Source organism: Aquimarina sp. AWH4_224 (assembly GCF_056160245.1).
The window spans coordinates 82,547-96,432 of sequence record NZ_JBSWWU010000011.1; the positions used below are offsets into that span (position 1 = coordinate 82,547).

Consider the following 13,886-nt stretch of genomic DNA (forward strand, 5'->3'; position numbering starts at 1 on the left):
CAAAAAGACATATTTCTAGGTGTTTTGAAATGTTCAGGGAATTATATGCTAAAAACCATGATTATGAAAATTCTAAATGTGAAAGGAGCAACGCTAATAAATCGTGAAACTCAAAAATTGATTAATGGAGGGTTGCAGCAAGTTTGTGATGACAGACCCGAATGTTATCCCCCAAGACCAGTCGATTGTACAAAACCTTCTTGCCGCAGACCCAATGGAATGTTGGCCTGGTGTATCGAATGTCTAAATAAGCCCTTCGAACTTTAACCTACGTGCAAGATCATATCATCAAACCAATACCAATGAAAACCACGAACATCAAAGGAATAAAAACAATTAGTAACACTGCACAAAAGCTGATAACTGGTGGACAAAGAGGCAATCCCTGGGATAATCCTATTTTTTGTTATAAAAAATGTGTGAACTCAGGGTATCCTGCCAATTTGTGCGTGGAAATATGTGAATTATAAGTTGAGTTTATAATTATTTGGGGTAGCTAATTATTTTTAAAATGATTATTGAGCTACAAGCCAGAACACAATAGTGTTCTGGTTTTTTTATGCCCTTAATATGGATTACTTTTGAGTTTTGAAATCATAAACTTTCTGTTGAGTCAAAAAACCAAATACACGAATCTTATCAAAACCGAAGCGAAACGGCTTGGGTTCTTGTCTTGCGGTATTTCTAAAGCAGCTTTTTTGGAAGAAGAAGCACCAAGACTAGAATCCTGGTTGAAGAAAGAGATGCACGGAGAGATGAAGTATATGGAAAACCATTTTGACAAAAGACTCGATCCTACCAAGCTTGTTGAGGGATCCAAAACCATGGTTTCGCTATTACTCAATTATTTCCCATCAACATCTCAAACAGATCCTGAAGCCCCAAAAATTTCGAAGTATGCTTATGGAGCAGATTACCATTTTGTGATCAAAGATAAGCTGAAGCAGTTGCTCCACTTTATTCAAGAAGAAATTGGAGATGTTCATGGTCGCGCTTTTGTTGATTCGGCTCCAGTATTGGATAAGGCCTGGGCAGCCAAAAGTGGCTTGGGATGGATTGGTAAAAATAGCAATCTGCTTACCCAACAGGTAGGGTCTTTTTATTTTATAGCAGAACTAATCATCGATCTTGAGTTAGATTATGATACTCCGGTTACCGATCATTGTGGTACCTGTACCGCTTGTATTGATGCTTGCCCTACTCAAGCCATTGTAGAGCCCTATGTAGTAGATGGAAGTAGATGCATTTCGTATTTTACGATAGAACTCAAGGATCAAATACCGGAGAGTTTTAGAGGTAGTTTTGATGATTGGATGTTTGGTTGCGATGTTTGCCAGGATGTTTGTCCCTGGAATCGCTTTTCAAAACCACATAATGAACCGTTGTTTAATCCTAAGCCCGAATTGTTAGAAATGACCAAAAAGGATTGGGAAGAAATTACTCAGGAAGTGTTTTCTAAGGTCTTTCAGAAATCTGCCGTCAAAAGAACTAAATTTTCTGGATTGCAAAGAAATATTCAGTTCCTAAAAGAAAAGTAAATATCGAAATTAAGGATGCTTTATTGCAATTTTCATAATACAAACGTTTGCATAACTTCTAAGTAGAATTTTGAATAAAAAATTCATAATCTTTTTGCAATAATCTTGTATATTCATCAGGTATATTTATAAAAAGTTACGACTTTATTGCTTTTGTCTTCCCCTAATCTATAATAATTAAGCAGTAAGTTGTACATAGCACAAATCACTTCGCATATGAATGAGTTATCATATATTGACATTGGTGTCATTGTAGTTTACCTAATCGGAATTATTATTTATGGAATATCAAAGTCAAAAAGAGGAAGCTCTGAGGATTATTTTCTAGGCGGTCGAACCATGACCTGGCCCATTGTAGGGATTGCCCTGTTTTCTGCAAATATTTCTAGTTCTACATTGGTAGGGTTGGCTTCAGATGCGTATCAGACTAATATCAATGTATATAATTACGAATGGTACGCGGTAGTGGTATTAATTTTCTTTGCGATCTTTTTTCTACCCTTTTATCTGCGCTCCGGAGTATATACCATGCCCGAGTTCTTAGAAAGACGTTATGATAAAAGATCTCGTTATTACTTTTCATTGATTACTGTGATTGGCAATGTTATGGTCGATACTGCTGCAGGTTTATATGTAGGAAGTATAGTTCTCAAGTTGTTGTTTCCAGAAACTTCCTCAACAATCATTATTATTGGTTTGGCAATAGCAGCGGCAGCATATACCATTCCTGGAGGACTTAACTCAGTAATTCAAACTGAAGTAATCCAGGCAATTTTATTAATTTTAGGATCCTGTTTGCTTACCTATTTTGCATTTGATCGGCTAGGAGGTGGATGGTCGGATATGATGACAAAACTGGATGGTATGTTAGCTGCAGGAGATGTAGATTTTGGAGATCGAGCAGCCGAGGGAAATTTTATTCCAGCTAATTCTGAAGAAGTGTTTAGTTTGGTGAGACCAAACAATGACGAATTCATGCCTTGGTGGGGGTTACTTAGCGGAGTTCCGCTTTTAGGATTCTATTTCTGGGCTAATAATCAATTTATGGTGCAAAGAGTTTTGGGAGCGAAAAGCCTGAATCATGGCCGATGGGGAGCACTATTTGCTGGATTTCTTAAACTGCCAGTGATTTTTATTATGGTAGTACCAGGAGTATTGGCCTTGTTACTGTTTAGTACGCTTGATATCTCAGGGTTAAATTACCCTTTGGCAGATGGAACAATGTGTCAAAATCTTTCGGATTGTCCAAATCTTACCTATCCGGTATTGTTGTTTCAACTACTTCCAGTAGGTGTTTTAGGATTGGTAGTTGCCGGGCTTATGGCAGCTATGATGTCTTCGGTTTCTGCTACATTTAATTCTGCGTCAACATTAATTACCATGGATTTTGTAAAACAGCTAAAACCTGATATGACCAGTAAACAACTAGTTCGAGCTGGTCAAATTGCTACCTTAATCTTAGTGATTTTAGCTTCGTTGTGGGTTCCGGTAATAGAAAAGGTAAGCGATTCTCTATGGAGTTACCTACAACTGGTAATCGCATTTACTTGCCCACCAGTAGTTGCTGTATTTATACTGGGTATGTTTTGGAAAAGAGCAAATGGTAACGGTGCATTTATTAGTTTATTGATAGGTGGTGCGGTAGCTTTATTTATGATTCTATCTCTTAAATATGAAATTGCTCCGGATCTTAATGAACTGCACTTTTTGGCTAAAGCCAATATACTTTTTGTAATCAGTCTGATTGTACACGTGATCATTAGTTTAATAACAAAACCTCAGTCGATAGAGCAAGTTTCGGAGTACACCTACAAAAAAGAAATGTTCGCCCAAGAATCCAAAGAATTAGTGGGATTAGCATGGTATAAAAATTATAGAGTGCTTTCGATGATTTTGTTGTTCATCACGTCAATAATAGTAGGCTTTTTCTGGTAAGATTAGCTCGATTCTCTTAAAATGAGATGTGTAGGTAGAATTACTTCTTTATGAGTAATAGGTTGTTCTTGATGTTGTAGTTCGATTTCTTCCAAGAGGATTTCTGTAGCAGTTTTACCAATTTTGTAGGCGGGTTGATCTACCGTGGTAAGTGTTGGAGTTACTACCGACGACATAAACCAGTTGCTGAATCCAACTACAGCGATATCATCAGGTATTTTGATGCTTAGTTCATTAAAATATTTAATAATCCCTACGGCAACCAGATCGGTTATTGCAAAAATTGCATCGACATCCTTATGCTCTTTGATCAGCTTTTGTGCATTGTGATAACCATCTTCAAAATCCTTATTGTTATTGCAGATATACACCAAAGAAGGATCATAGGGAATCTGATGATCTAATAAAGCGGTTCGATACCCTTCAAAACGGTCATTCGAAATTTTTGGGTTTAGATCTCCTCGGAAATGGGCAATCTTTCGGTATCCTTTTTTTATCAAATGTGAAACTGCATCATAGGCCGCTTTTTGGTCATCTATTCGCACCTTTGAACAAGCAATACTAGGTTCTACTTTATCAAAAAGAACCAAAGGGATGTTTCTGCTGATTATTTTTTTTAGATGCACAAACTCATTGGTTTTATTGGATAAGGACATTAGGATTCCGTCTACGCGTTTATCAATAAGTAGATTGACATGCAGCTTTTCAAGAAATAACTTCTCGTCAGACTGTAGAATGATAACCAGGTATCCTTTTTTTTCTGCTTCAGCAATTACTCCATCAATTACTTTTGAGAAAAAATGATGTACCGTAGTAGGTATGATAACTCCTATGGTTTTGGTTTGTTTGGTTCTCAGGTTAACGGCTAGTTGATTTGGGGTGTAGTTCAACTTGTTAGCCATATGAAGCACCTTTTTTTTGGTGTCTTTGTTCACATCGGGATAATCTTTTAACGCTTTTGATACCGTAGCTACCGAAATACCAAGTTTACTAGCAATGTCCTTGAGTGTGGTAATTTCCATGAGTACAATTTTCAATATCAAGATACAATTAATGCTGAAGTATACTGATAAATCCGTCCTAAATTTTTAATGGTAAAAAATGCATTTAGAGGGAATTTTTTATGGTATTTTCCATGGTTTTCTATTTCTAATAATGTACTTCTTTCTTCTGAAACTGCTGATTTTTAATTGGTTTTGTCTGTACTACATATTTAAAATCATAATCGATTGATTTCCTGAAAAAAATAAGTTTCGAAATCGTTTTCGATTTTTTCGAAATCGTTTTCGATCGCTTCTTGAAAACACTTTTGATGTAAGCTAGATGAAACAATTGAGAAATTGCAGTGAATTAAATAACTACAGAAAATGAAACAATTACGATTAATTTTTATGGCATTGCTTCTTATGGGAGTAGTTTACTCACATGCTCAGGAAAGTGGAAGTATTTCGGGAACGATTACGGATGCTCAAAATATTCCGGTCTTGGGAGTAAATGTACTTTTGGAAGGAACAAATCGGGGGGCTACTACAGATTTTGACGGAAAATATAATATAGATAATCTAGAGAGTGGAGTGGATTATACCATAGTTGTATCGTCTATCGGTTTTAAAACCGTAAGAGAAACTATTACAGTAACGGGAAATATTACCAAAGATATTGTTCTGCAAGAGGATTTGCTCTCGCTAGATGAAATTGTAGTCACAGGAACTTCTAATCCTAGAACTAAATTAGAATCCAGTGTTGCGATCACTACAATGGGAGCAAAAGAAATAGAGCAAAAAGCACCACAAAGCACAGCAGATATATTGCAATCTGTACCGGGATTTTTGGTGGAGACCTCAGGAGGTGAAGTAGGAAACAACTTATTTGCCCGAGGAATTCCTTCTGCCGGAGCATACGAATTTGTGCAAATCCAGGAGGATGGATTACCAGTTTTTGAAGATGGAGCACTACAGTTCGCAAATGCAGATGCTTTCTATAGGTTAGATGAAACCGTAAAAAATATGGAGGCGATTCGTGGGGGATCGGCTTCTATTTTTGCTACAAATGCTCCAGGAGGAATTATCAATTTTATTTCTAAAACAGGACAAAATGAGTTGATGGGTAGAGCCAAATTGAGTGTAGGAGATTATGGCTTGTTTAGAACAGACCTTAATATCAGTGGAGCAGTTGTCGAAGATAAATTGTTCTTTAATATCGGAGGTTTCTATCGAGTGGATCAGGGGATTAGAGATCCTGGATTTGCTGCAAATAACGGAGGCCAAATGAAATTTAACCTTACCTACAAATTCGATAAGGGATATGCGCGTGTGTATTTCAAAAAACTAGAAGATCGAAACCTGTTTTTATTACCTATCCCTTTACGTGGAGACAGCGATGGTAATCCAGAGGAGTTCGAAGGTTTCGACGCTAATTTCGGAACCTTAACTTCCAGAAATTTCAGCAGACTAAGAGTGCCGCAAGTGGGAGGAGGTTTCTTCGAAAGAGATCTTGAAGATGGGGTTAATCCTAATGTAGATGCTATTGGAGGTGAATTTAAGTATGACATTTCGGATAAAGTGTCGGTAAAAAACTCCTTTAGAAATACTGCAATTGACCTAAACTACAATGCGATTTTTAGTACTGGAGGCCCAAATACACAAGCGGATTTTGCTACAGGTACCACACAGTTTCCCTTGGATGATGCGGCCAATGCCGAATATACCTATGTAGACACAGGAGAAACCTTGGATCCCAATACCTTGGTAATGCGAGCCGATCATTGGGCAATAGATAAAGACATGACTAATTTTGCAAATAATCTAGCTTTCTCTTTCAATTTTGAAAATGTCAATCTTACCCTTGGATATTATTACTCCAATTGGAAATCTAATCAATATTGGAACTGGAGTAATTATCTGGTAGATGTGTCAGATGATCCTCGTCTGGTTAACTTGGTAGATACCAGTACCGGGGTGTCAAGAACCTACAATGGTATCGAAAGAATAACCTGGTTAGAACGCGATGCGCAAACCAAAGGATTGCTTAATGCGATATATCTGGATGCTGAAGTAGATATCACAGAAAAACTAACTGCCAATTTTGGATTACGATACGATGATGATCAATATTCAGGATTTAGAGATAATGCACGTTTTTTCTCAACAGATTTAGGATTACTCCCAAATAACACCGCAGATGATGCCATCACCGTGGTAGATGGTAATCCATATACCTATTGGGATTATGATGTGGAAGAACTGTCGTATACCACGGCATTAAATTATAAGTTCAGTGATAATATGGCGATGTATGCCAGACATAGTCATGGATTTAGATCACCAATAGAAGAATCGTATTATGACAATGCCACGGACCTAAGTGGAATTGAAATCACAGAAGTGGATCAGACCGAATTAGGATTTAAATATTCTACCTCCAATATCGGGATCTATGCCAATCTTTTCTATATGAATATGGATAACATCGCGTTTACTGATATCCTTGCCGACGGTACTTCAGAAAATAGATTTGCCGATGTAAATAATATAGGACTAGAGCTAGAGGCCAATGCCAAGTATGGGGTTTTTGATATTGAAGCTAATATCACGGTGCAACGACCAGAGTATGATAATTTTTCAGGATCTAATGCTGATGGTTCTACTTTTGATTTTGAAGGCAATACTGCTCGTAGAATTCCTAATGTATACTTTACCCTAAGACCACAGGTAGAGGTGATCAAAGATCTGGGGATTTATGCACAATGGTCACACTTTGGAAAAAAATACCAGGATGAGGCAAATACCATCGAACTTCCATCTTTCAATGTATTTAATGCCGGAGCTTTTTATAAAATAGATAATCTTAGATTTGGAGTAGATGCCTCAAATCTATTCAATGAAATAGGACTTACAGAAGGAAACCCAAGAGGAACAACCAGTGCCAATGACGATGTGTTTTTGGCAAGACCGATTTTGGGAAGAGCGGTGCGTATGTCTGTCGCTCTTGATTTCTAATTTTTTTGTGTTAGCGTAGTATATATCCCCTGCTTTGATTGGATGAAGGTAGGGGATATATTGCTTGCAATGCTAAAATTTTCTTACATTTATATAAGCACTAAACCATTGATTCTTTACTTAATATCTCTTGTTCTCTAATGAAAAACCTTTCTGTTAAAATTTCATTATATCTCAATTACTTCGTTTTTGCCATCTTGTTGAATAGTGTAGGAATTGTAATACTAAAATCTCAAAATAACTATGGTGTTGATGAAGTTCAAGCAAGTATACTAGAGGCTTTTAAGGATTTGCCAATTGCCATTGTTTCTTTCTTTTTAGCTTCTTTTCTACCCAGAATAGGATATAAAAAAGCAATGTTAATCGGATTGGTCTTGGTGTCTGTAGCTTGTATTTCTATGTATTATGGGAATTCTTTTGCTTCTGCAAAGATTTTATTTGCTACCGTTGGAGTCTCCTTTGCATTGATTAAGGTTTCTGTATATTCTATGATTGGAATGGTGACCCAGGGAGAAAAGGAACACAATAGTTTGATGAGTTCTATAGAGGGAGTATTTATGATTGGGATTGCCTTGGCGTATTTCCTTTTTCCGGCTTTTAATATAGAAGAAAAACCTGATTCATGGCTCAATGTGTATTGGTTACTGGCAGGAATGTCCTTGCTTTCATTTTTATTTCTCTTGTTTACAAAATTTGAAAAGGAACCAGAAATACCCGGAGCGAATCTGGCACAAGATTTTGCAGAAATGTTTAGGTTGTTAGCCAGGCTCTTGATTATTGTTTTTGTAATTAGTGCTTTTTTGTTTGTGATGATAGAACAAGGGATAATGACTTGGTTGCCATCATTTAATGATAAAGTATTGCAACTACCAGAAAATGTGAGTATCATGATGGCTAGCGTTTTGGCTATTTGTCTGGCAATAGGGAGAATTTTGGCGGGAATCATTACGCAAAAAATCAACTGGTTGTGGGTGCTCTCTGGATGTACAATAATTGCAATGTTGTTAGTGATTTTTATCCTCCCCAAAACGATAAATGCCAATGTGGGAGAAATTGCTGCTATTACAGATATCCCGCTTATTGGTTTTGCTTTTCCTATCGTAGGCTTATTTATTGCGCCAATTTATCCTTTGCTCAACTCCGTTGTGCTTAGCGCACTTCCAGAAAAATTGCATAGTCCAATGACAGGACTGATTGTGGTGTTTTCTGCACTAGGAGGGACTTTTGGATCTAGAATAATAGGTTGGTTGTTTAAAAACCAAGGACCTGAAAATGCGTTTTATTACACCTTGATACCTATGGGATTGTTATTGATTTCTTACTTCATCTTAAGAAAAGTTACTTCAAAAAATGCACTTTAAACTACCAATTTCAGAAACGTTACAAGCATTATTGCAACAGGAAGATACTGATGCAGATAATAAAATCACTATTGAGGATAAGGGACCTAAGCATTTTAAGCTGAAATGTGTTCAGGGAAGTACATATGAGGTAAAAGGAACATATCACCTGAGTAACCTATTACAGGAACTAGCTCTTGAACGTCAATTAGGAAAAACAACAGCCGAAATCCCTGTCGAGAAAATAGAAGAGTTACCCTCTTATCGAATTTCTAGAATGATTAGGGATTACTTCTGGAATGACTTAACGCGTACTATAGATAAGAAAGGGTTGCATCGAATTCTTGGGGATGAAAAAATTCAGGATACGATACAAAGGATTTATGTGCCCGAGAAAGATCTGGAAGGGATTAAATATTATAAAACCCTAAAGAAGGAGTTGCCAGCTTTGGAGATTCAAATATTGCCAGAACAAATTACGCCAACATATGTGAAATCGATCAACAAGCAACCTGGCTTATTGTCATTAGCACTCAAAGATGGGAGTGGAGTACCATTTGTAGTTCCAGGGGGGCGGTTTAATGAGATGTATGGCTGGGATAGTTATTTCGAATCTGTAGGATTGCTTATCGATAATAGATTAGACTTGGCCATGGCCATGGCCGATAATTTTGCCTATCAAATTCGATATTATGGTAAGATTCTGAACGCAAATAGAAGTTATTTCCTAACCAGAACTCAACCTCCGTTTTTTAGTTCGTTGTTAAAAGAAATTTATCAATATGATCCTGAAGTTTCTAAAGATTGGATGAGTCGAAACCTGAAAATGGTGATTAAGGAGTACGAAAGAGTATGGATGCAAAAAGGTGTGCGATTAACCGAAACAGGCCTTAATCGTTTTTTGGGAGAAGGAATAGGAATCCCCCCAGAAACTGAAGAAGGGCATTTTGATTTTGTGTTGCATCGGTTTGCAAAAAAGCATGGACTGAGTTTGAAAGCTTTTATTAGGGCTTATGATGACGGTACTTTGAAAGATCCAGAATTAGATGCTTATTTTATGCATGATCGCTCCCTTCGGGAAAGTGGTCATGATACCTCAAATCGACTAGATGATATTTGCGCAAATCTTAATACGGTTGGCCTAAATAGTCTGTTGTATAAATATGAAATAGATATTGCCTATTTGATAGAGAACATATTCAATGATTCTTTTGAAGGATATAACTCGGCTTTTTGGTTGGATAAGGCAACCATAAGAAAGGCTTTGGTTAACAAATATCTATGGAATGACAAAGAAGCGTCTTTTTACGACTACAATTTTGTGTCTAAAAAACCACATCTTGTAGATTCAGCTACTAATTTTTACCCACTTTGGGCAGGTCTTTGTAATGAAGAGCAAGCAGGTAAGCTAGTAAGAAAGCTATACGAGCGTTTGGTGCAAAATGGTGGGGTAGCAGGTACTTCTAATATTACAGAAGTAGAGCACGATGCTCCTCAACGACAATGGGATTATCCAAATGGTTGGGCACCTCACCAGATGCTAATTTGGAGAGGATTACAGAACTATGGTTATCAAAAAGAAGCACAAGAATTGGTATACCGGTGGTTATGGATGATCACCAAAAATGCGGTGAATTATAATGGTACAATCCCAGAAAAATATGATGTTGTAGCGTGCACGCATAAGGTGTATGCAGAGTATGGTAATGTTGGGACCCAGTTTGACTATATTACCTCAAGCGGTTTTGGTTGGATGAATGCTTCATATCAATTAGGATTATCAATATTGAATAAAGAATTCAGAATGCAATTAGATCAATTGATTGATCCTGACGATATTTTCAGTAAACAAACTTGATATATGATAAATTGTCAAACAAACTGTTAAAAAATATCATTGTTTTTAGTTATCTCTATTTTTTCAAAGATTACCCGGTTTAAATTTTAGCATCTCATACAGACTTGTACCTTTGTATACTTAGTATTCTCACATTTATCTTGATTTAGTATGAGTATCGAAAGTAAAAGAAGAGAGGCATTAATTTATCATGCCAAGCCCACCCCCGGTAAAATCAAAGTAGTACCTACCAAGAAATATAATACTCAGAGAGACCTGTCTTTAGCGTACTCTCCAGGAGTTGCTGAGCCTTGTTTAGAAATAGAAAAGGATGTTTTTAACGTATACAAATATACAGCCAAAGGAAATTTGGTGGCGGTAATATCCAATGGAACAGCAGTACTAGGTCTTGGGGATATTGGACCCGAGGCATCCAAACCGGTTATGGAAGGGAAAGGACTGCTGTTTAAGATTTTTGCAGGAATAGATGTATTTGATATCGAAGTAGATACCAAAGATGTAGATGCTTTTATCGAGACGGTAAAAAATATTGCTCCCACTTTTGGAGGGATCAATTTAGAAGATATTAAAGCGCCAGAAGCTTTTGAGATCGAAAGACGATTAAAGGAAGAACTGGATATCCCCGTGATGCACGACGATCAACACGGAACAGCAATCATTTCTGCAGCGGCCTTATTAAATGCACTCGAAATAGCAGAGAAAAATATTGAAGATGTCAAAATAGTAGTTAGTGGAGCAGGAGCAGCAGCTGTTTCCTGTACAAGGCTATACAAAGCCTTTGGTGCCAGATCCGAAAATATCGTTATGACAGATAGTAAAGGAGTTATAAGAAAGGATAGAGATAATCTCACCAAAGAAAAGGCAGAGTTTGCTACAGATCGAGATTTGCACGAACTTAAAGATGCCATGGAAGGCGCAGATGTATTTATAGGATTGTCTATGGCAAATTTGGTGACACCAGAGATGTTGTTGTCTATGAATGATGATCCAATCGTATTCGCTATGGCAAATCCAGATCCTGAAATTAGCTATGATCTAGCGATCAAAACAAGGGAGGATGTGATTATGGCTACAGGGAGAAGCGATCATCCTAACCAGGTAAATAATGTATTAGGATTTCCATTTATCTTTAGAGGTGCGATGGATGTGCGTGCTACGGGAATTAATGAAGAAATGAAAATGGCAGCGGTAAAAGCTTTGGCAGAGTTGGCCAAAGAACCAGTTCCTGAACAGGTAAATATTGCTTATGGAGAAACACGGCTTAATTTTGGTAAAGAATATATCATTCCAAAACCTTTTGATCCAAGGTTGATCGCAAAAGTACCTCCTGCAGTGGCAAAAGCCGCGATGGATAGTGGAATTGCTACAGCGCCTATAACCGACTGGCAAAAGTACGAGGACGAATTGTTAGAACGCATGGGTAATGATAATAAGTTAGTTAGGTTGCTTTTGGATCGCGCTAGAACCAATCCTAAGCGTGTTGTTTTTGCTGAAGCAGATCACTTGGATGTGCTGAAAGCTGCTCAGGCTGTTAAAGAGGAAAGAATTGCTTATCCTATTTTATTAGGACGTAAAGATATTATCATCGAACTGATGAATGAGATTGATTTTGACCCTGAAGGAATCGATATCATAGATCCCAAAGCAGATGAAGAAATAGAGCGTAAGAATCACTACGCTCGTAAATATTGGGAGGCAAATAAGCGCAAAGGAATTACCTTATATGATGCGCAAAGATTATTAAGAGAACGAAATTACTTTGCAGCAATGATGGTTAACGAAGGTGATGCAGATGCGTTACTTTCTGGGTACTCTCGTAGTTATCCTACAGTGGTGAAACCGATGTTAGACCTTATTGGTTTGGCAAAGGGAGCCGCGCGTATTGCCACTATGAATGTAATGATGACCAATAAAGGGCCATTGTTTATCAGTGATACCTCTATTAACATTGATCCTACATCAAAAGAACTAGCCAAAATTGCTCAAATGACCGCAAGAACGGTAGAAATGTTTGGCGTAAAACCTGTTGTGGCAATGATTTCATATGCCAATTTCGGATCGTCGAATCACCCAAGTGCAGAAAAAGTTCAAGATGCAGTGGCGTATCTGCATCGTTATTATCCTAGCCTGATTGTGGATGGAGGACTGCAAATGAATTTTGCACTCAATAGAAAAATGCGAAAAGATAAGTTTCCTTTCTCCAAAATTAATGGCGAAAAAGTAAATACATTGGTATTTCCTAGTTTGGATTCTGCCAATAGTAACTACAAGCTTTTGAGTGAGTTAAATAGTGCAGAGTCGATTGGACCTATTATGATGGGAATGAATAAGCCTGTACATATTCTACAACTTGGAGCAAGTGTTGATGAGATGATCAATATGGCTGCAGTTGCCGTGATTGATGCGCAAGAGAAAGAAAAGAGAGATCGAGATTTATCCAGTATTGCAAAAGGAGTGCTGGAAGAGTTGAAGTAAACCTAAAAAAACAAGAATAGATAAGCTTTAAAAATTGAATTTTTTAAAGCTTATTTTTTTAGCATTTTATGTAGTATAATTTTATTACATTTGGTTGCTTAACATCAACTTAACACATGATCACACATATCAAGGGGAGGCTTGTTGAAAAAAATCCAACTGATGTAGTAATAGATTGTGGTGGAGTAGGGTATTTGTTACATATTTCATTACATACTTTTTCATTACTACCCGATGAAGAAGTACTACAGCTTTATACACATTTGCAGGTTAAAGAAGATTCGCATACCCTATTTGGTTTTGTTGAAAAATCAGAGCGAGAAATTTTTAGACTACTAATTTCAGTTTCTGGAATTGGAGCAAGTACCGCTCGGACCATGTTGTCATCATTGCACCCGGATCAAATTAAAGAAGCAATCGCATCAAATGATGTGGCTACCATTCAGTCCATAAAAGGTATTGGAGCCAAAACCGCGCAAAGGGTTATTATCGACCTAAAAGACAAAATTCTTAAAGTTTATAATATTGATGAAGTTTCGGTGTCTCAAAGCAATACGAACAAGGATGAAGCGTTATCTGCATTAGAAACCCTAGGATTTAATCGAAAGCTCGCCACCAAAGTTGTTGATAGAATTCTTAAAAACACCCCAAACGAAACAGTTGAAAATATTATTAAACAAGCACTAAAAAATTTATAAAAACTTTGAGTTCGTTATATTACTTACGCTTTAATTTTTTTAGA

General features: G+C 37.1%; 9 protein-coding genes. 8 read left to right on the top strand and 1 reads right to left on the bottom strand.

Going from position 1 to position 13,886, the window contains the following annotated elements:
- Nucleotides 1-63 precede the first annotated feature (63 nt).
- From ACXAGJ_RS19950 to ACXAGJ_RS19960, 3 genes are all read left to right on the top strand, one after another.
- Complete coding sequence (locus ACXAGJ_RS19950) at nucleotides 64-267, top strand: hypothetical protein (RefSeq protein WP_474842307.1); 204 nt, start codon at nucleotides 64-66, stop codon at nucleotides 265-267.
- 341 nt (nucleotides 268-608) lie between these two features.
- On the top strand, nucleotides 609-1,538 hold the full coding sequence (gene queG / locus ACXAGJ_RS19955) for a tRNA epoxyqueuosine(34) reductase QueG (RefSeq protein WP_474842421.1): 930 nt from the start codon (nucleotides 609-611) through the stop codon (nucleotides 1,536-1,538).
- Between the two features lie 216 nt (nucleotides 1,539-1,754).
- Nucleotides 1,755-3,473, top strand: coding sequence for a sodium:solute symporter (locus ACXAGJ_RS19960; protein WP_474842309.1), 1,719 nt, complete (start codon nucleotides 1,755-1,757; stop codon nucleotides 3,471-3,473).
- Nucleotides 3,474-3,475: 2 nt separating this feature from the next.
- On the opposite strand, the gene ACXAGJ_RS19965 is transcribed toward ACXAGJ_RS19960, so the two are convergent.
- A complete protein-coding gene (locus ACXAGJ_RS19965; RefSeq protein ID WP_474842311.1) occupies nucleotides 3,476-4,495 on the bottom strand; it encodes a LacI family DNA-binding transcriptional regulator in 1,020 nt (339 codons plus the stop codon).
- 345 nt (nucleotides 4,496-4,840) lie between these two features.
- Here ACXAGJ_RS19965 and ACXAGJ_RS19970 point away from each other — a divergent pair, with 345 nt between their 5' ends.
- The 5 genes from ACXAGJ_RS19970 (at nucleotide 4,841) to ruvA (ending at nucleotide 13,842) form a co-directional block, all read left to right on the top strand.
- Complete coding sequence (locus ACXAGJ_RS19970) at nucleotides 4,841-7,471, top strand: TonB-dependent receptor (protein ID WP_474842312.1); 2,631 nt, start codon at nucleotides 4,841-4,843, stop codon at nucleotides 7,469-7,471.
- Nucleotides 7,472-7,611: 140 nt separating this feature from the next.
- On the top strand, nucleotides 7,612-8,832 hold the full coding sequence (locus tag ACXAGJ_RS19975) for an MFS transporter (protein WP_474842314.1): 1,221 nt from the start codon (nucleotides 7,612-7,614) through the stop codon (nucleotides 8,830-8,832).
- A complete protein-coding gene (locus tag ACXAGJ_RS19980) occupies nucleotides 8,822-10,669 on the top strand; it encodes a trehalase family glycosidase (RefSeq protein ID WP_474842316.1) in 1,848 nt (615 codons plus the stop codon). The genes ACXAGJ_RS19975 and ACXAGJ_RS19980 overlap by 11 nt, the downstream gene beginning before the upstream one ends.
- Before the next feature lie 150 nt (nucleotides 10,670-10,819).
- Entirely contained in the window at nucleotides 10,820-13,144 is a 2,325-nt protein-coding gene (locus tag ACXAGJ_RS19985; RefSeq protein ID WP_474842318.1) for an NADP-dependent malic enzyme, read from the top strand.
- Nucleotides 13,145-13,260: 116 nt separating this feature from the next.
- The gene (ruvA, locus tag ACXAGJ_RS19990) at nucleotides 13,261-13,842 is read left to right on the top strand and encodes a Holliday junction branch migration protein RuvA (protein ID WP_474842319.1); all 582 of its coding nucleotides are present in this window, start codon (nucleotides 13,261-13,263) and stop codon (nucleotides 13,840-13,842) included.
- The last annotated feature ends 44 nt before the right edge of the window (nucleotides 13,843-13,886 follow it).